A 24148-nucleotide genomic window follows, 5' to 3' on the forward strand; every position below is an offset into this window, starting at 1 on the left:
AGCAACTTACTCTGCAACTGCCGTTTCCACAGTCGTGGAGGATCGCTCTGCTGCAGCCTCGGCCTCCTCGCGCCGCTCCCTGGGCGCAACCAGGGGAATCCACGCAAGGCCGCTGGCGATCTGCAGTCCAGCAAATGCAAGAACGGTCTGGCGAATCGTCAGCAGGTCCAACTCCAGGATCACGCTTGCGACGACGATCGAAACCGATTCGGCGACCATCACAAGCAGCCACTCCGTCGAGAAGACCCGGCCCCGGAAGCGATCCTCCGTTCGCTTCTGTAGCATCACGGTGCTAAGCACCCAGTTGGAGGCACTCGCGGCATGAGCGATCACGACGAGGACGCAGACGGCCGTCACACCGAGCGTGGTCGGTGACCACGGAATCAGGCCGACCCCGAAGTAGAACGCGCCGCACACCGCGATCGAGCCGCCAATCACCGTCGGCCAGTTGGATCGATCCGAAAAGATGGCGCGTGTCACGATCGGCCCGATGCCGGTCCCGATGCCACGCGCCATGAACAACACGCCGATCCCGGCCGCGACGGCACCTGGCTGAATCTCGTCTCCGATAAGCGTTAGCATGTACACGAGCGCTCCGCCCCCGATCGCCCACGTCGCTTTCGCTAGCGCAATCCGCCGAACGCGCGCATGGCGCTTCAGGTGGCGCCATCCATCGACAATTTCCCGAAAGGCGGACTGGACCAGCCCCTTCTCCGTCTCGACCCTATCCTGCGGAATGCGGGTGCCGTAGATGAATACAGCCGACACGAGGTACGTCACGCTATCGATGATGAAGACCGTGGACGGCCCGAGCCATTCCGTCGCAAGGCCTCCGAGCGCCGCTCCGACGGCGAGCATCGTCGACCACGTGGCCGACGAGATCGCGTTTGCGGTCAACAGTTCGCGAGGCGTCGTAATGTTTGGGATGGACGAGCTCTTCGCCGGCTGAAATACGGCTCCGATCACGACCTGTGCCGTCATGAGAGCGTAGAGCCACGGGACATCCGCAGCGTCGTTGATCAGCAGGAAGCCGAGCACAACGACAGCACGCGCCAGATCCGCTCCGATCATCAGCTGACGCCGATTAAACCGGTCGACGATAACACCGGCCAGCGGGGCGACAATGGCCCACGGCAGCATCTTGATCACGAAGACGAGACCGAGAGCAAGCGGCGACCCGGAGAGGGTGCTAACGAGCGTGTAGAGCGCGATGGTATTGAACCAGTCGCCCAGGTAAGAGATGAGGGTGCCGGCCCAGAGCCGCCGGAAGTTTTGATTTCCGCGCAGGAGCTCGATGTAGCCAGCCTGCTCGTCAACCTCTTTGTCGTGCGATGTGCGGGGGGAAGTAGCCATAGGGGAGCTTAGACCGACTGTCCCCCCGGCGGAGTTTCTCGCCTACGATAAAATCACTTTGGCTGAAAAGTTCAAAGTTCAGCGTTCAGGGTTCAGGGTTCAGGGTTCAGCGGACTGCCGAATGACCTGAAGGGGGATGCCCATTGAGATATAAAACAAAAAACCGTCGCACGGCGGTGCGACGGTTGATCCCTTCGGGAATGATCGAGAGGCCTCTCTCATCCGGTAGATTCATTTTACCGATGTTGCGCGGACCACGAATTTCAGAGCTCAAGGTTCGTCGTGTGCAGACCGCACCGGGGTGGCTGGGGGCAGTCGGCCTGGCTGTGCAGAGAGGCTCGACGCGCGCCCCGGTTTGCGGCTGCGCTGGCTACAGAGGCGATGCGGTCGTACGTGTCCCCGGATGTACCCAAAATAATAAAGCACCCCGCCGGTCTCGACGGGGTGCTGCAGTTGTACCGGATGTGGCGGTGCGCTTACTGCTGAGCGTCGGCCGACTCAGGCTCGGAGGTTTCCGCCTGTGGCGTCCCCTGCTCGGGGCGAAGGAGCGGGAAGAGAATGACGTCGCGAATCGACTCCTGTCCGGTCATGATCATTGTGAGACGGTCGACGCCGATACCGAGTCCGGCTGCAGGCGGCATCCCATACTCCATCGCTCGGAGGTAGTCTTCGTCGATCGGCGTGGCTTCGTCGTCGCCGGCGGCGCGCATGGCGGCCTGCTCTTCGAAGCGTTCGCGCTGATCCTGCGGGTCATTGAGCTCGCTAAAGGCGTTCGCGACCTCTTTGCCAGCAATGATGAGTTCGAAGCGCTCGACCAGGCCCTCCTTCTCGCGGTGTTTCTTCGCGAGCGGACTCAGCTCGACCGGGTAATCGGTCACGAATGTCGGCTGGATTAGCGACGGCTCGACCGTTTCGCCGAAGATTTCATCCAGCAGTTTTGCGAGACTCATATCCTCGTCGATGTCGTCGAGGTGCAGCTCGTTTTTCGCGACATCGTACACGCGATCGCGGTCCGCCTGGTAGAGATCGAAGCCGGTGGCGTCCTCAATCGCCCCGAAGAAGGTGACGCGGTCGAACGGTGGCTCGAGATTGATCGTGTGCTCCTGCCACTCGATCTCGTACGAATCGTGGAGGGCCGTCGCGATGGTGCCCACGAGCGACTCGGTGAGCTCCATCATCCAGCGGTAATCCTTGTACGCCACGTAGAGCTCCATCATGGTGAACTCCGGATTGTGGAAGCGGCTGAGCCCTTCGTTCCGAAAGTCCTTAGAGATCTCGTAGACGCCATCGAAGCCGCCGACGAGGAGACGCTTGAGGTAGAGCTCGTCCGCGATGCGGAGGAAGAGCTCCATGTCGAGCGCGTTATGGTGCGTCGTGAACGGGCGAGCCGTTGCTCCTCCGTAGACCGGCTGCAGGACCGGCGTCTCGACCTCCAGGTAGTCCTTGCTGTCCAGGAAGTCGCGCATGGCACGAATCAGCGTGGACCGCTTCTGGAAGACGTCCCGGACATCCGGATTCACCACGAGGTCGACGTAGCGCTGGCGATACCGAAATTCCTTATCGGTGACCTCGTTGTAGACTTCGACATTACCCTCTTCGTCTTCGCGCTCCTTCACGACGGGAAGTGGCTTGAGCGACTTCGCGAGAAGCTGGAAGTCGTCACCGGCGCGCACCGTGACTTCGCCCATGCGCGTCTTGAAGACATGCCCTTTCAACCCGACGATGTCGCCGATGTCGAGGAGTTCGGTAAAGACCTCGTCGTACTGGCCCTCCGGCAGGTCGTTCTTGCGAACGTATGCCTGGATGGTCCCCGTCGAGTCCTGCACGTCGAAGAAGGCCGACTTGCCCATGACGCGCATCGACGTGATGCGGCCAGCGATCGACACGACGTACGGCGGGTCTTCGTCACCCTCTGGCTGGTGTTTATCCTCGTCGAACGTGTCCACAATTTCTTTCGCGTGCGCGTCGACGTCCCAGGCGTACGGGTACGGATTGATGCCTTTGGCTTCGAGCGCGTCTCGTTCTTCGCGTCGACGCTGTTCCTGTTCGGTCAGTTCGGCGGACGGTGCGGACATGCAGAGGGGTGGGCGTCAGTGATAAAGTGATCGGCCGGAGGAGTAGATCCTTCCGGTTCGTAGGTGTGCAGTACGGACACATACAAAAGACGCTCCCCGAAATGTCGGGTCGCGCCTGTTGCATGCGAGAATCTCACATGGCTTTGACGAACGCTCCAATCGCGTGTGGGGCACGACGGGCGTGCGAGCATCATTCAGATCACCTGAGATCAATCAGGAGATCCATTGGTCGGCTTCGAGCAGGAGCGCGTCGTGGTGACTCTGGAGCAGCTCCGTGACGTGTTCGCTGAGTTCGCGAGACGAGCTGCCATCCGGCTGTGCCGAGATCAGCGAGGCCATCCGATGGGTACCTTCTTCGAGGACGCCGAGGGCGTCGTTGAGGGCGAACCACCACGGCTTGTCGCCGGCACCGGTGTCGTCGGCCTCACTGCAGAGGTGCATCACGTTCGATTTACCGGTGCTGAGAGCCGATCGCAAGCTTGCGACCGCTTCCTGGGCGGTATCGATCATCGCGTTCAGCTTCTCACGCTGTCCGAGCGAGAGAGCTGCGTCGGCGGCCTTCCGCTCGAAGCAGAGGGCACGCTCGAGAATTTGCACGGCAGCGACGGCAACGGACTGGAAGGCAGCACCGTAGGTGTCCTGGGAACGAAGAAGCGCCTGGATTGCCTCGATCCGTCTCGAGGTCGAGGGCGCCTCATCCGCGTCGCTGTCCACCAGAAATGGTTTGCTCTTCAGCCGTTCGCGGTATCCTGCCGGTTGTCGGGCAGGCGCGGGTCGGCGAGCAGCCTGTGCGTCGCGCGTGTCGTTGTTTGTCATAATCGGGGTACACAATGGTACATTCATGCGTCGGCAGGCTACAGATCCTCACAATCTGACGGACCTACCGGGCCCGACGGTGGACGAAACTCACCTGACACCGGTGAAGCCGATGCATGTGATGTTTCACCACTCATAGCAGGCGTACAACGGGGCGTGATAGAGCGTGATCCGCCCCAAGTTCCCGCTAAACCGCACACCATCGAACAGGGCGTTTGCCAAACACCGTCTACACGTATAAACGCCCTATTCCCTTGAATGAACCTAAAGCCTGATGCTTTTTACGTCTCCGTAACGGAAACGTCAGTCATTCCAGGCGCCTGAGGCACACTCGCCTCCGTCGAGCCCGCCTGTATGATGTCAAGGATCGCACCGGACTGTTCATCTGTCAATCTGTCAGCACGACGAGCAACACGTACCTGTTCTTTCGCGAGGACGGCGTAGACCGGAAGCAGGTGCGGTGCACTCTTCTCCAGGGCCGCGAGATGTTCTTTTACCGTTCCAATGTCACCGCGAACGATCGGCCCCGTCAAAGCAATTTCCGGCGGTGCATCTTTCAGGTTGCTCCACGTCTGTTCGATAAGCGGTTGCACGACGCGAGTGGCATCGTTCGCAGCAAGACCGGCCGTCCCAAGCAGCTCGCGCACGACGGCTACGAGCGCGGCGAGGCCATTTGATGCAAGCGCTGCGGCCGCATGAACCCGCGTCTTCTCGGCCGGCGTGAGGACCATCGGATTGGCTCCAAGACGCTCGACCAGAGCCTCTGCATACGCTACAGCGTCCCCTTCTCCTTCCACACCGATGTAGATGTCATCGAAAACCTCCGGTGCGTTCCGATCCGGAAAGGTTTGCATCGGGTGGAAACTTACGACGGACGCCCCGACGCTCGCGAGGGGTTCGAGTACAGCGGACGGACTCGCCCCCGACGTATGAGCTACGATCGTTTCCGGCCACGGATGCGGGATTTCCGCCAGTTCAGCGGCGATAGAGGGGATCACGTCGTCGGGTACACAGAGGAAGACAACGCGAGCTGTGCCAGGCAAATCACTGAGACTTGTAGAAGCGACCGGCGCCGCCACCTCGCTGGCGAGGCGCTCGGCCGGCTCCCGGCGCGAACTGATGATCCCAGCGATGTCGATGTCGCACGCAGCCAGGCGGTGGGTGAGAGAGGTTCCAACAGCCCCCGCTCCGATGATGGCGACAGGACGATCCGTTGAGGAGGACACGGGCATGAAGCGCTTAATCGCGAGGACGAGCGACGACTGATTTACGCAGCGTGCTTCGACTGAATATCGCCGATGATGTCGAGGTGGTGCCGGCAGTGAACGTTTGCCGCACGGAACCACTCCGGGACCGTAAGAACGCCCCACATCGGATGCTCAAGCCCAGTATCGTCCGGAGCGCCATCTTTTGCGGCGTGAATGGCGGTGTTCATCTTTCCTGCGCTCCTCGCGAACGATTCCTGCAGCGTCTGCTCCGACAGATCCTCCGGCGGGCGCGTGTTGTCCGGAGCCTGGGCGATTCCCCGGGGAATGATCTCAGTGGTGAGTACCGTCCGCCCAGCCTTGGTGAGGCGCGGCTCGTCTCCTTTGACCGCTCCTTTGGCAAGAAGCGTCGCGGCTTTCATCATCATGGCCGTGGAGCCCAGTATGTGGTACAAGTGCTGCGCGGGCGACCAATCCGACACCGCTGGAACGGTTGCCTGCAAAAACGACGCGTCCGCGGCGATGAGCGCCTCGATCTCCTCGTACACTACGCGAAGGCGGTCGATTTCGTCCGCAATTATGATCTCGGACATGCGGTTTTAGGCTCTGTTGCGCGAGATGACGAGGATGTTTCGACTGGCATATGCTGTCTTCGCTCGATCATCCATCGTCCGCAGAGGAGAGAATGCTGGCGTAGCGATCCGGATGGTCAAACAGGTCGATAGCCGACGCGACGCGAACGTCGTAGTCGAGCGTCCGCTCAATGCGCGCACGTTCCGGAACGAACCGCGCCAGGATTTCCCGCTCGAGGTGCCGCTTCAGTGCGGTCGCATTCTCCTCGAACTCATCCATCTTCTCCTGCCGCAGTGCCGTCTGCAGTCGCGCCACCTCATCACTCACATCGTCATATCCATCGTCAGCGAAGCGCGTGCTGAGCTTATCGAAGGCCATCTCCGCATCGGTCGGGTACGTAAACCGCTCCTCTTCGAGCCACTCTCGGAAATTCCGGAGCGTGGTATCGTTCGCTTGGTAATTTTCCCTCAGCGAGTCCATCTGGGCGGCCACATGGTTTGCGTAAAAGAAAAAGGCCGCACGCCGCTGCAGTGCCTCCTCCAGCTCACTCGTCGGAGCCTCAGGGACCGTGATATCCGGCTCGATTCCGTGCTGGTCGCGAACCGTTCGGCCCCCGACCGTTTCGAAAGATCGGCCGACCGAGTCCGGCACCGCCGTTGATTCACCGCCCGAATAGTTGATGGACTGAATGGACCGCCCACTCGGCGTGTAATACTTGGCCGTCGTCATTTTCAGCGACGTGTTGTGCGGAAGAGACCGCACGACCTGAACCAGCCCCTTCCCGTACGTTGTCGTGCCCATCACGACGCCACGGTCAAGATCCTGAATGGCACCCGCAACGATCTCGGAGGCCGACGCACTGAACCCATCGACCAGTACGATCATGGGGACATCGGGAAGCATAGGTGCCCGGTCACTTCGGTAGGTCCGCTCCGTTTCCGGGAGGCGGCCCCGGGTCGAGACGATCACGGATCCTCGTGGAACGAAGAGCTCCGTGACATCCACGGCAGCGTCCAACAGGCCGCCGGGATTTCCACGCAAGTCGAGGACCAACCCGCGGAGCGACCGGTCTTCCTGCAGATTGCGAAGTGCATCGCGTACCTCTCCTCCTGCCTCACGAGTGAACCGTTCCAGCTTCACATATCCGACGCCCCCCAACTCGGTCGGCTCTCCCACGAATCCGGTATAGGTCACATTATTCAGCTTTACCTGCTCCCTCGTCAGCGTGAAGTCGATGGGCGTCGCCACACCTTCACGCCCTACAACGATGTTGACGGTCGTGCCGGGCTCCCCGCGCAGAAGCGTTCGCACGTCGGCCATCGATAGCTCGTCCGTGGACTGATCCTCGATTTCGAGAATCAGGTCTCCAGCGCGAACGCCCTGCTTGTAGCCGCTTGCTCCTTCGATCGGCGAGAGGACCGTCACTTTGCCGCCTCGTTTGCCGACGTTCAGCCCGACGCCACCGTAGCGCCCCCGCGTAATGATGTTAAGGTCTGCGTTGTCGGCTTCATCGATGAACGTCGTGTACGGGTCCAGCTCCGCAAGCATTGCATCGATGCCGGTTCGCATCAGATGCTCCGGATCAAGGGGTTCGACGTAGCCGGTGACCAGCTCTTCGTACGCAGCCCCGAAGATCTGGAAGTTTTTCCGGAGCTCGAAGAAGTCATCATCGCGCGGCATGAAGAACCCGACGAGCGTGCCCATAAACAACGAGCCCACAACCGCGAGGACGAGGAAGGAAGCAGTGGCCGTTCGACGAAGCATGGCGCAGGTTATCTTAAGTTTCCGAAATGCCCTGAGGTTTTGCGGCAGATATCGTTGTGCGAAAACCATACCGCCCACAGATGTCGCTCACTGCGGACCGCCCAGATGAACGTCCCTCGACAAATTATCTTGGGACACGCGGTGGACGAAGGCGAACATTACGCGTCCAGCATGCCGAGCTCCTTCCGGCGTTTCTTCGTTACCCACGCGACGACCAGAATGGAGAACTCGTAGAGCAGAAGCAGGGGTAGTGCAACGATGAGTTGCGAAATCGGATCGGGCGGTGTGAGAAACGCACCGATCACGAGAACGATGAGCAGCGCGTACTTCCGGTGCGTTCGCATAAACTCCGGGGTGATGAGACCGACTTTGCCGAGGAAATACATCACGACCGGCATTTCGAACAGTAATCCGGAGCCGAATGCCCAGAACGTCACCATGCTGAAGTACGTCATGATGTCGAACTGGTTTTCGATCTGCGCCGACAGCTCGTACGACGCGAAGAACTGCAGGGCGAGCGGTGTCAGGATAAGATACCCGAACGACACCCCAGTGAAGAAAAACAGGGCGGCAAAGATCGCAGCGAACCGCATGCCGCCTCGCTCTTCAGGATAAAGCGCCGGCTCGATGAACTTCCAGAAGAAGTATACGAAAACGGGTGATCCGATGATCACACCCACGACAACAAGCGTCCCGATGTCTGCGAAAAACTGACCCGTAATCGTGCGGTTTAGGAGGTTAAGTTCCTTCGCGTTGATCCCGAGGAGGTCATACATAAAGAACGACGTTCGCGTCGGCCCGATCAGCACGTCGTTGATAATCCACTGTCGCAGCACGACGCTGACGATAATGCCGACGACGAAGCCGGAGCACCCTTTGATAATGGTCCAACGCAGGTCCTCCAGGTGATCGAGGAGCGACATGTTACCGGACTCCATAACCGGATCGCTCGTCGACTCGCCGGGCTCTACCGATCCGTCACCCTGAATTCCCGGGCGGCTTTCGGTATCGGAAGGGGTGGCATCGGGCATGAGCAGTAGAGCAAACTGATACGACAGGGGGAAGGAATGCTGGGCCGGCAGGTCGGAGCATCCATACGAGAGCGCCCCGCAGGATGTCCCCGGGGGCGGCAAGCCGTCAAACGATCCAACAAAGAATCTATCTCACCATCCCGGTCAGGCGATAGCGAGGGACGGTTAGGCGCTATCTGAACTGGATTTCTTATTTTCCCGAAGGTTCAGGTCGAGCAGCGAATCAACCCACACCCCATCCTCTTCGATGCGCGATTGGCCGTTGCTCCACGTAAAGTTGAACAGGGTCATCATGCCGACGATGTTGAAGTTTTCCGCGCGAAGCAACTCAAGCGCCTGTCCTGCGCTCCGCCCGCTGTTGATAATATCGTCGAGCAGCACCGTTGGCTTCTCGGGCGTGACGGGTCCTTCGACCAGGCGACGACGCCCGTGCCCTTTCGCCTCGTCCCGCACGAGCCCGCCCTTGAATGCCGGCGTGCCAGAATCCGCGAGGACGCTGCAGACCAGCGGGTACGCACCGAAGCCGTATCCCACGACCTGGTGAACGTCGCGATCGCGGAGACGGTCGGCCAGAACGCTGCCGACCTCGGCAAAAAGATCACCATCGAGCATCGGGACCCGCGTATCCAGGAGCCAGCCGATCGGCTGACCACGCGGATCCGTTATCAGTTCGTCCTCGCGACGGATGAGCGCGCGATCATAAATACGGCGCCCCAAATCGACGAGATCGGCGTAGGCGGACGAACTAAGCGAACTGCGGTCCATCGACGGCATAAGGATGCGACAAGGTCTGGATGAAGCGAGCCGTCGGGCCACGGCAGCCGGGACGGATCAGGAGCCGAGGACGCAGTCACGTCCGGGCCCGGTCGCCGGTTCGGCTCAGGGTGATAATGGATGCCTGTTCGAAAGGCGGTAGCGGGTATGCGTAGCGTCTGAACCGTTCGAGTTATAATTCCGTTCCGGATTACGCGACAACGAAGTCGTAAAGCGGGAAGCGGTCACACAGGGCGTGGACGTCGTTTCGAACCGATTTTCGGACGCCCTCGTCGTCGGGAGACTGCAGCACGCGGTCGATCAACTCAACGATCTGCTCGAACTCCTCCGGGCCAAATCCTCGGGTTGTCATCGCCGGCGTACCCAGTCGAATTCCGCTAGTCACGAACGGACTTTCGGTATCATAAGGCACCATGTTCTTGTTGGCCGTGATGTCCGCAGCCTCCAGGGCTTCCTCCGCCTTCTTGCCGGTTAGGTCTTTGTTTCGGAGGTCGATGAGCACCAGATGGTTGTCCGTCCCCCCGGATACGAGGTCGTACCCTCGATCCTGCAGAGCGTCCGCCATCACGTTCGCGTTCTCCACGACGTTCTGCGTATACGTGGCAAACTCAGGCTGGAGGGCTTCTTTGAACGCAACAGCCTTCGCAGCAATCACGTGCATGAGCGGTCCACCCTGCGTACCCGGGAAGACACCGGAATCCAGCACCTGTCCGAGAGACTTCGTGCGGCCGTCGCGGTAGGTGTACCCGAACGGGTTGTCGATGTCATTTCCAACGAGAATCATCCCGCCCCGCGGACCGCGAAGCGTCTTGTGCGTTGTCGTGGTGATGACGTGGGCGTGAGGCGCGGGATCGTTCAGCACGCCGGTGGCGATGAGTCCGGCCGTGTGCGCCATGTCCATCCAGAGCAACGCGCCGACCTCATCCGCGATCTCGCGAAACGCCGCATAGTCAAAGTCGCGGGGATACGCGCTGGCCCCGATGGAAATCATCTTCGGCTGCACCTCCTTGGCCTTATCCCGCACCTTATTCATGTCGATCCGTCCGGCATTCGGTCCGTCCTTATCGACACCGTAGAAATGGGCTTCGTAGAGGATGCCGGAGAAGTTGACTGGGCTCCCGTGGGTGAGGTGCCCCCCGTGCGCCAGGTCAAGCCCTAGCAGCTTGTCCCCCGGATCGAGGGCTTTCAGGTAGAGCGCGGCATTGGCCTGCGCCCCCGAGTGAGGTTGAACGTTGACCCAATCGACGCCGAAGAGCTCCTTCGCCCGATCCCGCGCGAGGTCCTCCGCCACATCGACGTATTTGCAGCCGCCGTAGTACCGTTTGCCGGGCAGTCCCTCCGCATATTTGTTCGTCAGCGGAGAGCCCATCGCCTCCATCACGGCCCGAGACGTAAAGTTCTCCGACGCGATCAACTCGATGCCGTCATTCTGACGTTCAACCTCACGACGGAGAGCATCGAACACCTCCGGGTCCTGCTGGGAAAGGTTCGTCGTAGACTCCTGAACGGACAGCTCACTCATGGGGGCGTGCAGAGAATAGTTAGAAAGTCAGAAAGCGGGATCCAGATCGACGACCGGACCGATACGTCACCCTTTTGCGACGTCAACATAAAACAGTGCGACGGGCTTGCGGTTCGCCGGACGTGCTTATTTCTCCGGCTCTCGGAGCGTGACGAACATGCCCGCAACTCCAAGATACCGATACTCGGCTACGTCATCTCCATCCGGGTCCACGTCGTACGTGCTGCAGACAAGGTACGAGCGTCGTGTTGTGGCTTCTTCGACGCCGGCAGCGAGGAGTTCGGACCCAGCCCCACCGAGTACGCGACCGAGCAATCCCCCTCCCGTTTCCTGTTCGATTCGGTCGGATGAGCGCTCTTTAAAGAAGGTGGAGAAGTCGTTCATCCCCGGATTGACGAGGAAAAGGACGAATGCAACGAGCAGCAGGCCGAGAAGCTTTTTCATCGAAGCAAGAAGATCGGAAACGGAAAAGAATCGGGGACTTCCAAATTAGTGTACGAGACCCGAGGGCGCAATGGCCGAGGCGAGACGACCGAAACCGATCTGGCGCCTGGTATTTTCTCATGCAACCCGCGAGCCATCGGATATCCTGGTCGCCCGTAGACAACGTCACGCCTCCCCGCCCCACGCCGCCGACAAGCGCTTGACGGATCTCCTCACCCGACGCGGTTGACCTCTCGATACAGGCGTCCTTCGTCCCGGTTCGCACGTGGTCACCCGTCGACTCGTATTCCGACTGAGAGTTCACGCGAGATCGGGCCAAACATTCAGGATGGTCGCTGCGCCCGTGTGAGGGTGAAGTAGAAGCTGGTCCCCGTCTCTGGAGAGCTATCGACCCAAATCTCTTCCCCTTGCTCTACCAGAAGCTCCTGGCAGATGTGGAGACCCAGTCCCGTTCCACTCTCTCCCTCCGTACCCGAACGGGAGGACTGACTCGTCATTTCGAAAAGATGATCTCGAATAGACTCGGGAATGCCCATACCGGTGTCAGATACTGAGACCGTGACCTGTCCTTCATCCGTCTCTGCAGCAATGCGGACCCGTCCTCCGGAATCGGTAAACTTGATGGCGTTTGAACCGAGGTTCCGAAGGACAATGTCGACGATGAACGCATCGGTAAAGACAGCGATGGCGGGGCCCACCCTATTTTCGATCGTAATATTCTTCCGTTCAGCCTGCGTTTCCAGCTGAGACATGGCGTCATCCACAAGAAGACGAAGGCTGTGAACGCCGAGGCTTGGGTTAAAATGACCCGTCTGAAGTCGAGACCACGTCAGCAGGTTGTCCAGCAGGTCCAGCGCCTGTTCGGCCGAGCGTTGGATGAGTGCCAGGGGCCGCTCGAACGAAGACGGTGGATTTTGCGTCGCCAGAAGCTCGGATAGGCCGCGGATACCGACGAGCGGGTTTTTGAGGTCATGGGAAATGAGCGAGAGCAGCTTATCCTTTTGCTCGTTCGACCGACTGAGTTCCTGCTTCGAACGGACGAGCATCTGGTTTAACTCGACGAGGTTCTCTGCACTTCGTCTGAGCACATCACTGCTCGATGTCAAAACGTCATTCGCCCCCCAGATGTACGGTCGCGAACCTGAGTCCCCGTTTTCATCGACGGACGACAACAGCTCTCCGTCATCATCTGCCTCCCCATCCGAATCAATAGACGGGGGACGGTTCGTCCAACGGTCGGCTGCGTAGACGTGGGCCATTTCCCCGTCTCCTCCTCCGGCCGATGACTCGGGCGCGTTCTGCTCCGGAAGAGACACGGTCGGCAGAGCCTGAATTCGACCGTCAAGCTGACCCGTTACGCGCTGAAGGACGTAGACCGCCCGTCGCCGCTCCGACACGAGGAGCCCCAGTAGCAAACCGGTCAAGGCGAGCGCGATCATGAAAAACTGGAATTCCAGCAAGTCGTCCTGCGTCCCGCGTGCGTGGATCGCTACCGTTGCGCCAAGATTGATGAGCAAAACGGCTACCAGCGCACGTGGCAGCCCATTGCGCAACGCAATCCAAAGCAGGGGAAGAAAGCATACATAAAACTGGAAGTGGCCTTCCCGGGTGAAGAAAAACGCCATAACCAGCGCCCCGAGGACCATCGTTGTTTCGACCAGAGCACTTGCCCAACCGTCGACGGAACGAAGGAAGAAGCGAACCTGCTCTCGCCCCGCGTCGCCGAGATCAGGTCGACCGAGCGCGGCATATCCTGCGAGCAGCCAGAGCGGCGTGATCGTAAGGATGCCAACGGAGTCTCCCGTCCACCACGAACTGGCTGCCGTAAACACCGTGTCCAACGTGTAGCCCTCCAACCCGGTGACGGCGTAGGCGGACACAGCACCTATGGAAACGACGAGCGGCAGACCCAACGCCACAAGCATGAACCGCCCTCCGAGCTTCAAACTGACCGGGTGGTCGGGAGAAAACGATTTTCTGAGCCACCAGGCTGCCCCCGCATTCGCGAGAGCAATAAACAGGTTTGGCAGGACAAGGTGAAACGCAGGAATTGCAGGCTCGGCAACCCAGAGCCCGCTCAGAAATGACATCAGGAAAACGACAGGCGCAAAGCGTGCGCCCAGGATAATGAGGAGCCCGAGATTCAAACCGGCCGACGGATACCAGATGCTTACCCCTGGTGCGACTTCAAACTGGGTCGCAAACGTGTCAAACAGGAAGAAGAGCGCACCATAAGCGACCAGGAGCGCTGCCTTCCTTGTAAATCTATGGGGCATCACAAACGAACCGGTAAGTCTGGGGGATAAAACTGACCCGGGTCTCAGATCTTGGCACAAACGGTGCCAGACATGAAAGAGATCGCTGTAGAACGGTATCGTGCCCACAAAAAGACCGCGCGTTCATACCGATCTTTTCGCGGAGCAAAGGCTACAGAGATATCACGCCTTCAATGTCGGATGCCTCCTCGTAAATCGCAATCACATCATCGCTCGTTTCGCAACGAAGATGTGCTGTTACGCTCATATAGTTCCCTTTGCTCGACTCACGAACGCGGACGGGATGGTCGTCAAAAACGCCCTTCAAATCCTCCACCGTGTCGGACGGAGCAATGAACTTAAACGTGTATCGCGTTGGCCAGTCGTTTTGATCGTCGAGAAGCTCCCGAAATCGTTCCCACCAGGCCTCGTCGTTTTCCGCCTCGGGTTGGTTGATGAACCGCATAGAGTGGTCGCGTTGGTAAAAGAAAATCCAGATATTGGCAGATCGGATAGGCGCCGTTCCGTTCGTGGCTGAACGTGCGCGGATCTGTCATGCACGTTCTGTATGTACGCTGCGGACATCCGTTCGTTCTACGCATCGGTCACATACCATAGTAACCTTGATCTCTTTCTTGACCGATCCACAACAGGCCGGGAACCCGTCGAACACATCCGGCATCCATCCGTCGGAATAAGCATGGCGAAGGAAAGCAGGTGACGAGCATGTACGTGAGAATAATGAGCGTCCACACGATTCGTCCGGTGCATGCACTTGCATCTTGTCCGGTGCATGCACTTGCATCGCTTCCTCGCCTCTAACCACGGCCTCCTATCCGACTCGACGACCATGCCTGAAGGTGTCATTGAGTGGTTCGACCACGAGGAGCAACACGGGCTGATCGAACCTGACGACGACGGCGACCCGATCCCGTTCAGCCTCGACGCCGTCCAGGACTATCATTCCGGCGAACGCATCAGTACGGGACAGCGCGTCGTGTACGAGATCGACGACATGGACGACGAAGCGATTTCCGTCGAACGTCTCTCGCCGACGGGGTACGGCTGAGCCTAACGGTCCGTGTCCCAGTCGACTCTTAAATCGATGCTTGCCGTCATGTCTACGACTGAAACTTCGCTCTCTCCCTCCCTTCCCGACCGCGTTGACCTCTGTGAGGTCGGCCCACGCGACGGCTTTCAGATGGAGGAGACGTTCATCCCGACGGAGCTGAAGTTAGAAACGATCCGGGCGCTTGCGGCCGCCGGCCTGCCCCGCATTCAGGTGACGTCGTTCGTCCACCCGAAGTGGGTTCCACAGATGCGCGATGCCGAACAGATCTGCGACCAGCTGCCGATGGCCGACGGCCTTGATGGGGCGACGCTCACGGGTCTCGCCCTCAACCGCAAAGGACTGGAGCGCGCGGTCGACGCCGGATGTCGCCACATCGACCTGTCCATCGCTACGCACGATGACCACAGCATGGACAACGCGAACATGCTGGTGGCGGAAGCGGTCGCCGAAGGAACCGAAATGGTCAAGGATGCACGCGCGGAGAACTGCGAGGTGCAGATGAACTTTCAGACGGTCTTCGGCTATCGCGAACCGGGGGACACGCCAATCGACCACGTCGTGGACCTTGCGAGTCGGTTTGCCGAGCTCGGCGTCGAATCGATCTCGCTCGCGGACTCAACCGGCATGGGCAACCCCGTGGCGATGCGCCGCGTCGTGGGTGCTGTGCAAGACGCGATCGGCGACACCCCCCTCGTTCTTCATCTTCACGACACGCGCGGCCTCGGACTCGCCAACCTGGTTGCGGCGCTGGAAATGGGCGTGACGAGATTCGACACGTCCCTCGCGGGCATGGGTGGCTGCCCCTTCATCGAGGGCGCAACCGGCAACATCGCCACGGAAGACACCGCGTACCTGCTCGATCAGATGGGCGTAGAAACGGACATCGATCTACCCGCTGTGGCCCAGGCCTCTTCTACCGTCGAGCAATTCCTCGACACCTCCTTCCCTGGCAAAATGCATCGCCTTCTCCTGCATGATGCCACGAGTAAACCAGCAGAGGCATCGGCCTAACGTTACCGAACTCTCTTTGAGAACGACTCTTCGGGCCTCTACGTCTCGACGGCCTCTTGTCCCGGAGGCGACGGTACGCGGCACGCCTGTCCATCCCCAGACGTCGCGGAAGGGGTGACGACTGGGTTTGAGGGCGCCTCGCGTCCGTCCCCACGCCCCTCATACCCGTCCGTCGCGCTCTGAATTGAGCATGCCGGCGCCGCCGCAATCGGCTCGGTAATCCCCCGGCCGTCGGGGAGCCAGCGCAGGAGTTCCATCCGGCCATCCATGTGCTCGACAAGCGCCGTGCAGCTCTCCACCCAGTCGCCCGTGTTGATATACTGGACGCCGTGAATGGTGCGCATCTCCGGGTGGTGAATATGACCGCACACCACGCCGTCCACATTTTCGAGCCGGGCGCGCCTGGCCACCGCATCCTCGAAATCCGCGATGAACTGCACAGCCTTTTTCGTCCTTCGCTTGAGGTAGGACGACAGCGACCAGTACGGCATGCCGAGCCATCGACGTCCCCGATTGACGTACCGGTTGAGCTTTAAGATGCCCGTGTACGCAACCGCACCGAGCCGGGAGAGCCAGCGGGCGTGACGAATCACTCCATCGAACTCATCTCCATGCAGCAGCAGAAAGCGACGCCCATCCGCCGTGGTATGCGTCGCCTCTTTCTTTAGATGAATGCCTCCGAGCCGGATTCCGGGAAATGCGCGAGCGGCTTCGTCGTGATTCCCTGGAATGTAGACGACGTCCGAGGTGCTGGCAATGTCGAGAAGGCATTGCACGACGTTGTTGTGTGTCGACGGCCAGTACCAGGATCGCTTCAGCGCCCACCCGTCGATAATATCACCGACAAGGTAATAGGTGTGGGCGTCCGTCTTTTCCAGGAAGTCCATCAGAAACTCCGCTTTTGACTCGCGGAGACCGAGATGGACATCCGAGATCCAAATCGTCCGGTACCGAGTTGGCGAAGAGATGTCCAGCTCGCTCGAGGATTCCGGGTTCAAATCCATCGGATACGTTGCACGAGATGAAGGGGGCGTATGATCGGCCTGCATATCTAACATACGCACGTCACGTTACGTAGGCGTCAAGCAGGCGTCATAAAACCATTGTTTCCTGTCAACCGGTCACGAGTCGACCTGGCGAACTGCGCGGATATGCGTTCGATCCGCTCCGATCTCATTCCGGTCGTCGATCACGCTATCGATGGTATAGCCGTGATCCACGAGGACATCATGCACCTGGTCGTGATTTCCATGGGTCTCGACAAGCACGACGTGGGGACGCGCACTCATGTTGAGGAGGATCGGCAGCTCTTCCCCCTCGCAGTCCATCTCGTAGACATCGGCATCGGGAAGCCGATCGTATGGAATGCGACGCAGATCATCCTGCGGACCATACGTGAAGCATGAGTTCTGCGGTTCTCCGACAGAAGCATGCTCGATCCAGACACGGTCCTCGAGATCATTGTGTCGGATCGTGTTTGAGCACACCTCAACCGCGGTACTCGACGGCTCGAACACCGTGACTCTGCCGTCGTCGCCCGCAGCCTGCGCAGCAACCGTCGCCGTCACGCCGAGCCCCCCGCCAACCACGACGACGTGGTCGCCCGGCTGAACGTATTTCCGAATCGCCTCGATCTCCGCTGCCTCGTACGAGGGGTTGCTGTCGACGGGCACCGCAGGCGTGTAAAACGGAAGCTGATCATCCAACGCTGACCGCGTAACCGGAACCTCGACGCCATTCAGCAAAATCACAGCTTCTTGCACACCGACCAGCGGCCGAACGTACGCTTCTAGCGCGTAGCAATAGACGTAATACGCTTTTTTAGAGATTGCAGAGACCCCGCCTGAGCGGAAGACCTGGAAAGCTTTTCGAATCATGAACGAGCAGGTGGGACCGAGGACAGCACGAAGCAGAACCAGCCTTATACCAAATCCAAATGACAATGTCGGGGTGACGATCGTCCGTGGAAGCGTTTCGCAGGCTAGACGACCTGTTTGACGGAGGGATCTCGAAAGCTAAGGGCAGTTGTTCATGCCGATGATCCGTCTGAAGGTCATCTTTTCGCGATGACGCAGCAGACGTGGTGCGCGAGATCCACCAAACCCCGTATTGAGAACATAGCGAGGACCGACCCGCGGGAGGTCCATACCATCGGATCGCCAAAGGCTGTCCGCCAAACAGGTTATGATTCCTGCGTATCTTCCTCTTTGTCGATCATATGGACACCACATCCGAGGCTTGGCATCGGGATACGGTCATTGGGATTCAGTACTAATGTCCACCCTGTGGCACAGATCCGCAAGCGCTTCGGCGATATGACGGATGAGGAATGCGGGAAAGGAACCACTCTCCACACCGTATCGACGCCAATAGAAAAAGCCCCGCCACCAGATGGGACGGGGCCTTCTTCATGTCTCGGGGTCAGATAGCCGGAGGATCAATTGAGCGACGGCGACGGCACCGGCTCGTACACGCCGGAGCACAGCAACCGGGAGACTTCGCGCTTCGGCCACGACTTGTATCGGAGGCGAGGGGGATAGTCAACAGGTTTACCGTCTTCGGTCAGCCATTCGAAGTAGACCTCGCAGGAGGTCTCGAACAGGACGCCGAGCGTACACCCTTTGCCCTGTAGGCAATACTTGTAGCACCCCGCGCAGGGGCGATCGCAAAACGAAAACCCGACCGGGGCTTCCTTCTCGAAATTCGTGAGTTCGGCCGTCGTAGACATAAACGAAGAGGGAGAATCGCGCATGGTGGCAAGAGCGTTACGCCGCTCTATTTAGACTTCTTCTAGATAAACGCCATCAGGAGTCGGTTCGTCAAGCGCCATCCATGAAGTTCGGGCGTAATCCACTCCAAGACCGCGGAAGAACCCTGCTCTAGCGCGTCAGGAAGGCGATATCTTACCCGTGGTGAGATTCCCTACAACGCAACAGGCTATTCCCGATAGGAGATGAGAGCGATTTAGACCGCCTCTAAATATCGGGCCAGATGGATCCGTCGTTTCCAGCGACCGTTTCCCCTCACACAAAATTCGACATCCCCCGATTGACGAGAGCCCAGGTCCGCTATGTCCCACGACATTCAGTCGATGTGCACCGCATGCAAGCATCTTGACCGGAATCGAAGCGACGATCACGTCTGCGACGCATTCCCGGAAGGCATCCCGGAAGACATCTGGAAGAATAAGCACGATCACCACGAGCCGTATCCGGGTGACCAGGGCGTACGCTTCGAGATTGCCCCCGTGCCAGAGAAGAAGAAAGAGGCCGAAACCGTCGGATAGCGATTCGCTCATGTCGCGTTTCCGCCTGGAGTCCCATCAGTTGAAACGCGGCGACCCATGCGGATCCGGAACACACGGGCCACCCTGCTCTGCCGACCTGCTCCTGAAGCAGGTCGGCTTTTTTTATGCAGACACCTTTTTAGGCGAACACGTGTAGGCAAGGACGTATCAGCGTGCGTTTCAAATCCGTCTCTTTCCTGCCTTCGACGTCAACCGATCCTCCAGCGAAAGAAGACTGGTGAATCCGTCCCCTCGACGCACCGTACCGCGCAACAGGCCTATGCCCTGCCCCAGGGCACGGCATAGGCAGACGGTTTCACGCGCGACACGTCGGCTCCGAGATTTCAGACGGTCGCAAGTGCTGACAGTGTTTTTCGTACCGAGCCGGCGTAGCTTTCACCAAAGTGATTCAGGTGATTAATCAGGTGGTAGAGATTGTAGACGTCGCGGCGCGTCTCATATCCGTCCTCGACCGGCCATGCTTCATTGTAGGCATCGTAGAACCGCGTATCGAACCCACCAAACAATTCGGTCATCGCAAGATCTGCTTCCCGGTGCCCGTAATAGGTTGCCGGATCGATAACAGCCGGTTCGCCCGTTGCCGTGACCATGAAATTTCCTTTCCATAGATCCCCATGGAGAATCGACGCGGGAGGCTGGGCGGGTAACAGGTCCGACAAATTCAGAAACAGTGCGTCCAGGTACTCATCCCATTCCGCCTCCCACCGATCATCAGCGCGGGCACGCTCGACCTGCGGTTCGAGACGGTGTTTCCGAAAGAATGTGATCCAGTCGTGCTCCCAGTCATTCTCCTGGGGCAACCGGCCAATGTAATTCGACCTGTCGAACCCATACTGCTTCTCCGTGGAGCGATGCATCTCGGCGAGTCCCCGTCCGAACGTCTCCCAGAACCGTCTCCCCTGCCGTCCGGCGTTGATCCACTGCAGTAGCAAAAACCCGGGGCGCTGGTCCGATGGTGGCTCCGTCTCGACAACGTCCGGGACGCTGATGCTTTCGGCTGCCCTGCGCAGAGCATCTAATCCTGCGGCTTCCCCCGGAAAGGTACGAGCAACGTTCTCCTCTCCCCATTTCAGGAAATAAGAACCCTGGCCCGTTTCAAGTCGGCATCCGTTCGCGATGCAGCCCCCGCTGACAGCCGCGCAGCCTTCAATGCTTGTATCGAGTTGAGTGGCGAGATGATCGCGTAGCGAGTCAGGAATCATAAGCATGCGTATTCCAGGAGAGAGTACAGCGCATCCGTGTCCGTGGGCACGTACCCGTTCGCGCAAGAAGGTGCCGACGACGCCAGAATGACAGTGGCAACAGCGACCGTCAAACCATTGGGGACGAGCATCCGGACGGCGGACGATCTTAAGGATACAAAGCCTTTCGCCCATCCTGCAAGATTCCCATACGCTTGATGTCGAACGGGATGTACCCACCGCTGCGTATCCGTGAATCCCGACGTGCTGCAGATCCTCTCGGCGCCGGGCCACTCGACAAACAGCTTAAACGATGTAGGGGATTCCTCTACACCGCTCCGGGACATGAACCCACGAGGTGCAAGTGACTTTCCTGTCTCAAACCTCGTCTGTTGATTCGTTTGTTAGTTTCGCGGTTGTAATACGGCCGTCATGCCCTCCCTCAACGCGCTGACCGATTCGGGCTCCTCCTCCGGTCGTCTTCTCGCGGCGCGTACTGCCTCATCCGCCCCGAACGATTATGAAGCTTCCTTTCCCATCGATTCCGGCTCACATACGCTGGCCCGGATTCGTCGTCGCCCTGCTCCTGATCAGTATAACGGCCAGTTTCTATACGCTGTACAAAGCGCAAACCGACGGTGGCGCGGCGATCGTAAAGGATTACTACGAGAAGGGAAAACAGTGGGACGACACCGCAAAAGCGATTCGTAATGGCGATGAGTTGACCGTTTCCGTTCGTGTCATGCCCGCATCCAGCGATGGAGAAATGAGACCGGTCGAGATTTCTGTTCAGGACCAGAGCGGAACGGCTGTTTCGGATCTGAACGGCATGATCCGCGCCCTCCGGCCTCATCTTTCCGCCCCGGTGGCTGCCGTACCGCTGCATCCCGTTGCCGACTCGCCGGGTACGTACCGCCAGCTTCTCCCGATCGCGTCGGATGGCGTGTGGGATTTTGAAATTGATGGTTCCCGCGGTGACACGCCAATCCAAACGACCGTTCGCACTCGACTCTAACCACCAACTCTTCGTCGACGGCTTTATCGCCCTTTTTCCTCGCCCTTATGTCGGCCTCCACCTCCCCACATACTGTTTCGCCCGGTGACTCTCTGCCGCAATCTGCCTCCGTGAGTGCGTCCACGGAAGCACCGGCCGCGCCCCCGGAGCCGAACGCGGAGTGTCGTCACTGTGGCCTACCGGTCGGCTCGAACCCGGTCGGGGACGACCCTTACTTCTGCTGCACGGGCTGCGAAATCGTCTTTCATGCTCTGCGGGACAACGGGTGGGATGATACGTTCTACCGCCTCTCTGATGTTGCGCGAGAGCGAGATGCAACGCCGGCCTCGCCCTCCATCGATCCGCTGATCCTGAGCGAACTGGATAGCGAGGCATTTCTGGACGAACATACGGTTCTCCATGACGACGACACCCGCTCCGTTGAGCTATTTCTTGACGGCGTCCATTGCGCAGCCTGTGTGTGGCTGGTGGAACGGCTTCCTCAGGAACGGGACGGCGTGATCGAAGCGAGACTTGACCTTCCCCGCGCTCGGCTCAGCCTGCGATACGACCCGGATCGGATCGAACTATCCGATGTTGCATCCTGGCTGGCTCAGTTCGGCTACACCTCACATCCGGTTCGCCATGACTCGTCAACCACGCGCACGGAGGGTGAGCGCAGACTTCTCGTCAAGGTCGGCGTCTCCTGGGCGCTTGCTGGCAATGTCATGTTGCTCGCCCTCGCGCTCTACTCCGGGCTCGACGTGTCGCAAGATCCCGGATTGGCCACGGCAGCGCGATGGCTCAGCATGCTGCTGGCGCTCGTCTCTGTCGGCTACGGCGGAACGGAGTTTTTCTCACGCGCCTGGGCCTCTATTAAGCTTGCCGTCCGCACCGGCTCGATTCGGAGCCTCCACATGGACACCCCGATTGCACTGGGTATTGCGGTCGGTTTCGTCGACAGCTCGTGGGCAACCGTCAGCGGAACCGGCGACGTCTGGTTCGACTCAATCACCGTTCTGATCGCCGCCCTCTTGACTGCGCGATGGCTCCAGATTCGAAGCCGCCGGCTCGCAGGAGATGCCACCGATCGCCTGCTCTCGCTGATCCCGTCCATGGTGCGGCGCGTGGCAAAGGATGGCACCACGGAGACCATTCGCATCGACGACGTCTTCGTCAACGATGTGGTGCGCGTCCCGGCCGGTGAGGTGATCCCGGTCGACGGACTCGTAGCCAGCGGCACGTCTACGGTGAACAATGCCGTACTGACGGGCGAGAGCCGCCCCGAATCGGTCGAGTCAGGGGATGAAGTCGCTGCCGGAGCGACCAATCTGAGCGCTCCCCTCGATGTCCTGGTTCAGGCCGCCGGGCAGGACACGCGCGTTGGTCAGCTACTAGCCTGGGTGCGAGACACGTCCGACAGCAACGCACGCGTCGTTTCCCTCGCCGATCGGCTTACGGGCTACTTCGTCAGCGCGGTCGCCGTGCTTGCCCTCTTCACCGCCGCGCTCTGGTGGATCATCGATCCAAGCCAGATGGCCCTTCACGTCGTGGCCCTCCTGGTCATCACATGTCCGTGTGCGCTCGGCATGGCCACACCGCTCGCCATGGCCGTAGCGACAGGGAAGGCCGCTCGTGCCGGCATCTTTATCAAAGAGGAGTCAGCGCTTCAGATATTGAATGATGTCGATGCCGTCGTCGTCGACAAGACTGGCACGCTGACCGAGGGAATGCTTTCCCTGGTCGATGCCGTAGGCGACGACGAAGCAATCGCCCTCGCCGCCGCGCTCGAAGCCAGCAGCACACACCCGATCGCAGAAGCACTTGTACGCGATCGCGGCGCCTGCCCGGCCCCCGGAGCAACGCCGCCTTCCGTCTCCGACGTGGATACGGTACAAGGTCAGGGCATCATCGGACGGGTCGACGGACGCCGCGTCGTTGTAGGACGCCCGGACTGGGTCCAGCGCGAACACACGACCCTCGCCGGAAATGCGACGGCGGATGAACCGTTTGCCAGTTTTGCTGAAGACGGATACACCCCGGTCGCTGTCGCCGTTGACGGCGAACTCAAAGCCGGCCTCGCGTTCGGTGACCGGATTCGTCCGAGCTCAAGCGAGATTATCCAGCAGCTGATGGAAAGCGGAACGGAGGTCTACCTCTGCTCCGGCGATCACCCGCAAACCGTCCAGGCGGTGGCCCGGACCCTCGGCATTCCGGCTGATCGCGCCACCGGACACGTTTCACCAGAAGAAAAGCGCCGTCACGTGGACGAACTGCGTCGTGACGGCCATACGGTCATGATGATCGGCGACGGCGTCAATGACGCAGGCGCCCTCCAGGCCGCAGATGTCGGTGTTGCGGTCGAAGGTGGTTCCACCGCAAGCCTCGTCGCCGCAGACATTTTTCTGACGCGCGATGGACTTGACCCGGTGGCTGACCTGTTCGACGGCGCGACCTCCGTCATGCGCGTCATCCGCCGCAATCTCGGCTTCTCCCTCAGTTACAATGTACTCGGAGCCGCTGCCGCTATCGCGGGCCTTGTTGGACCGCTCGTTGCCGCCATCGCAATGCCCATTAGCTCACTGATCGTTGTGACTGCTTCTATCCTGCAGCGCTCGTTTGACATCACCGATGAGAAGGCTCGCGACGCAGATGTCGCGTCATCGCACGTAGGTCGCGTTGACCGTCCACCCGCTGGCCGGCCTTCCCTTATGTCGGCATCTGCAGCCGACACAAGAACGCCTCAACCGTAGCAGACCTCCTCGCCCGAC

General features: G+C 59.7%; 21 protein-coding genes. 5 read left to right on the top strand and 16 right to left on the bottom strand.

The genetic code is table 11. The features are described from left to right. Window positions 1-6: 6 nt before the first annotated feature. The 12 genes from CRI94_RS09655 to CRI94_RS09710 form a co-directional block, all read right to left on the bottom strand. On the bottom strand, window positions 7-1353 hold the full coding sequence (locus tag CRI94_RS09655) for an MFS transporter (RefSeq protein WP_098075488.1): 1347 nt from the start codon (window positions 1351-1353) through the stop codon (window positions 7-9). Between the two features lie 476 nt (window positions 1354-1829). Continuing rightward, complete coding sequence (gene lysS, locus CRI94_RS09660) at window positions 1830-3428, bottom strand: lysine--tRNA ligase (protein WP_098075489.1); 1599 nt, start codon at window positions 3426-3428, stop codon at window positions 1830-1832. A gap of 213 nt (window positions 3429-3641) precedes the next feature. Next, complete coding sequence (locus CRI94_RS09665) at window positions 3642-4244, bottom strand: hypothetical protein (protein ID WP_098075490.1); 603 nt, start codon at window positions 4242-4244, stop codon at window positions 3642-3644. Between the two features lie 281 nt (window positions 4245-4525). After that, complete coding sequence (locus CRI94_RS09670) at window positions 4526-5470, bottom strand: Rossmann-like and DUF2520 domain-containing protein (RefSeq protein WP_245846150.1); 945 nt, start codon at window positions 5468-5470, stop codon at window positions 4526-4528. A gap of 41 nt (window positions 5471-5511) precedes the next feature. Next, window positions 5512-6042 (bottom strand): DinB family protein, encoded by a 531-nt coding sequence (locus tag CRI94_RS09675; protein WP_098075492.1) that lies wholly within the window; start codon window positions 6040-6042, stop codon window positions 5512-5514. Between the two features lie 67 nt (window positions 6043-6109). Beyond that, window positions 6110-7786, bottom strand: a complete 1677-nt coding sequence (locus CRI94_RS09680; protein WP_098075493.1) for a S41 family peptidase — start codon at window positions 7784-7786, stop codon at window positions 6110-6112. A 158-nt stretch (window positions 7787-7944) separates the two neighbouring features. Beyond that, window positions 7945-8817 (bottom strand): twin-arginine translocase subunit TatC, encoded by an 873-nt coding sequence (gene tatC / locus CRI94_RS09685; RefSeq protein ID WP_098075494.1) that lies wholly within the window; start codon window positions 8815-8817, stop codon window positions 7945-7947. Between the two features lie 165 nt (window positions 8818-8982). Next, window positions 8983-9591 carry an orotate phosphoribosyltransferase gene (locus tag CRI94_RS09690; RefSeq protein ID WP_245846151.1) on the bottom strand — a complete coding sequence of 203 codons (609 nt, stop codon included), beginning with the start codon at window positions 9589-9591 and terminating at the stop codon, window positions 8983-8985. 190 nt (window positions 9592-9781) lie between these two features. Further along, entirely contained in the window at window positions 9782-11113 is a 1332-nt protein-coding gene (gene glyA, locus CRI94_RS09695; RefSeq protein WP_098075495.1) for a serine hydroxymethyltransferase, read from the bottom strand. Between the two features lie 126 nt (window positions 11114-11239). Then, a complete protein-coding gene (locus CRI94_RS09700) occupies window positions 11240-11557 on the bottom strand; it encodes a DUF4359 domain-containing protein (RefSeq protein WP_098075496.1) in 318 nt (105 codons plus the stop codon). Between the two features lie 323 nt (window positions 11558-11880). Next, entirely contained in the window at window positions 11881-13833 is a 1953-nt protein-coding gene (locus CRI94_RS09705; RefSeq protein WP_098075497.1) for a sensor histidine kinase, read from the bottom strand. A 151-nt stretch (window positions 13834-13984) separates the two neighbouring features. Further along, window positions 13985-14278, bottom strand: coding sequence for a DUF493 domain-containing protein (locus CRI94_RS09710; protein ID WP_098075498.1), 294 nt, complete (start codon window positions 14276-14278; stop codon window positions 13985-13987). Window positions 14279-14662: 384 nt separating this feature from the next. Between CRI94_RS09710 and CRI94_RS09715 the strand changes: the two genes are divergently transcribed. Further along, window positions 14663-14881, top strand: a complete 219-nt coding sequence (locus CRI94_RS09715) for a cold-shock protein (RefSeq protein ID WP_179862234.1) — start codon at window positions 14663-14665, stop codon at window positions 14879-14881. A 48-nt stretch (window positions 14882-14929) separates the two neighbouring features. After that, complete coding sequence (locus CRI94_RS09720; protein ID WP_098075602.1) at window positions 14930-15895, top strand: hydroxymethylglutaryl-CoA lyase; 966 nt, start codon at window positions 14930-14932, stop codon at window positions 15893-15895. Window positions 15896-15933: 38 nt separating this feature from the next. Here the strand turns inward: CRI94_RS09720 and CRI94_RS09725 are convergent, their stop codons facing one another. The 3 genes from CRI94_RS09725 to CRI94_RS09735 form a co-directional block, all read right to left on the bottom strand. After that, window positions 15934-16953, bottom strand: a complete 1020-nt coding sequence (locus CRI94_RS09725; protein ID WP_245846157.1) for a UDP-2,3-diacylglucosamine diphosphatase — start codon at window positions 16951-16953, stop codon at window positions 15934-15936. A gap of 63 nt (window positions 16954-17016) precedes the next feature. Further along, complete coding sequence (locus CRI94_RS09730; protein ID WP_098075501.1) at window positions 17017-17772, bottom strand: hypothetical protein; 756 nt, start codon at window positions 17770-17772, stop codon at window positions 17017-17019. A 560-nt stretch (window positions 17773-18332) separates the two neighbouring features. Then, window positions 18333-18623, bottom strand: coding sequence for a hypothetical protein (locus CRI94_RS09735; protein ID WP_098075502.1), 291 nt, complete (start codon window positions 18621-18623; stop codon window positions 18333-18335). A 342-nt stretch (window positions 18624-18965) separates the two neighbouring features. On the opposite strand from CRI94_RS09735, the gene CRI94_RS09740 reads away from it, so the two are divergent. Continuing rightward, on the top strand, window positions 18966-19181 hold the full coding sequence (locus CRI94_RS09740; protein ID WP_218919375.1) for a hypothetical protein: 216 nt from the start codon (window positions 18966-18968) through the stop codon (window positions 19179-19181). A gap of 344 nt (window positions 19182-19525) precedes the next feature. On the opposite strand, the gene CRI94_RS09745 is transcribed toward CRI94_RS09740, so the two are convergent. Further along, window positions 19526-20410 carry a fructosamine kinase family protein gene (locus CRI94_RS09745; protein WP_245846152.1) on the bottom strand — a complete coding sequence of 295 codons (885 nt, stop codon included), beginning with the start codon at window positions 20408-20410 and terminating at the stop codon, window positions 19526-19528. 493 nt (window positions 20411-20903) lie between these two features. On the opposite strand from CRI94_RS09745, the gene CRI94_RS09750 reads away from it, so the two are divergent. Then, window positions 20904-21398 carry a FixH family protein gene (locus CRI94_RS09750; RefSeq protein WP_098075504.1) on the top strand — a complete coding sequence of 165 codons (495 nt, stop codon included), beginning with the start codon at window positions 20904-20906 and terminating at the stop codon, window positions 21396-21398. Window positions 21399-21445: 47 nt separating this feature from the next. After that, the gene (locus CRI94_RS09755; protein WP_098075505.1) at window positions 21446-24130 is read left to right on the top strand and encodes a heavy metal translocating P-type ATPase; all 2685 of its coding nucleotides are present in this window, start codon (window positions 21446-21448) and stop codon (window positions 24128-24130) included. Window positions 24131-24148 lie beyond the last annotated feature (18 nt).

It is taken from the genome of Longibacter salinarum, from assembly GCF_002554795.1.
GTDB lineage: Bacteria > Bacteroidota > Rhodothermia > Rhodothermales > Salinibacteraceae > Longibacter > Longibacter salinarum.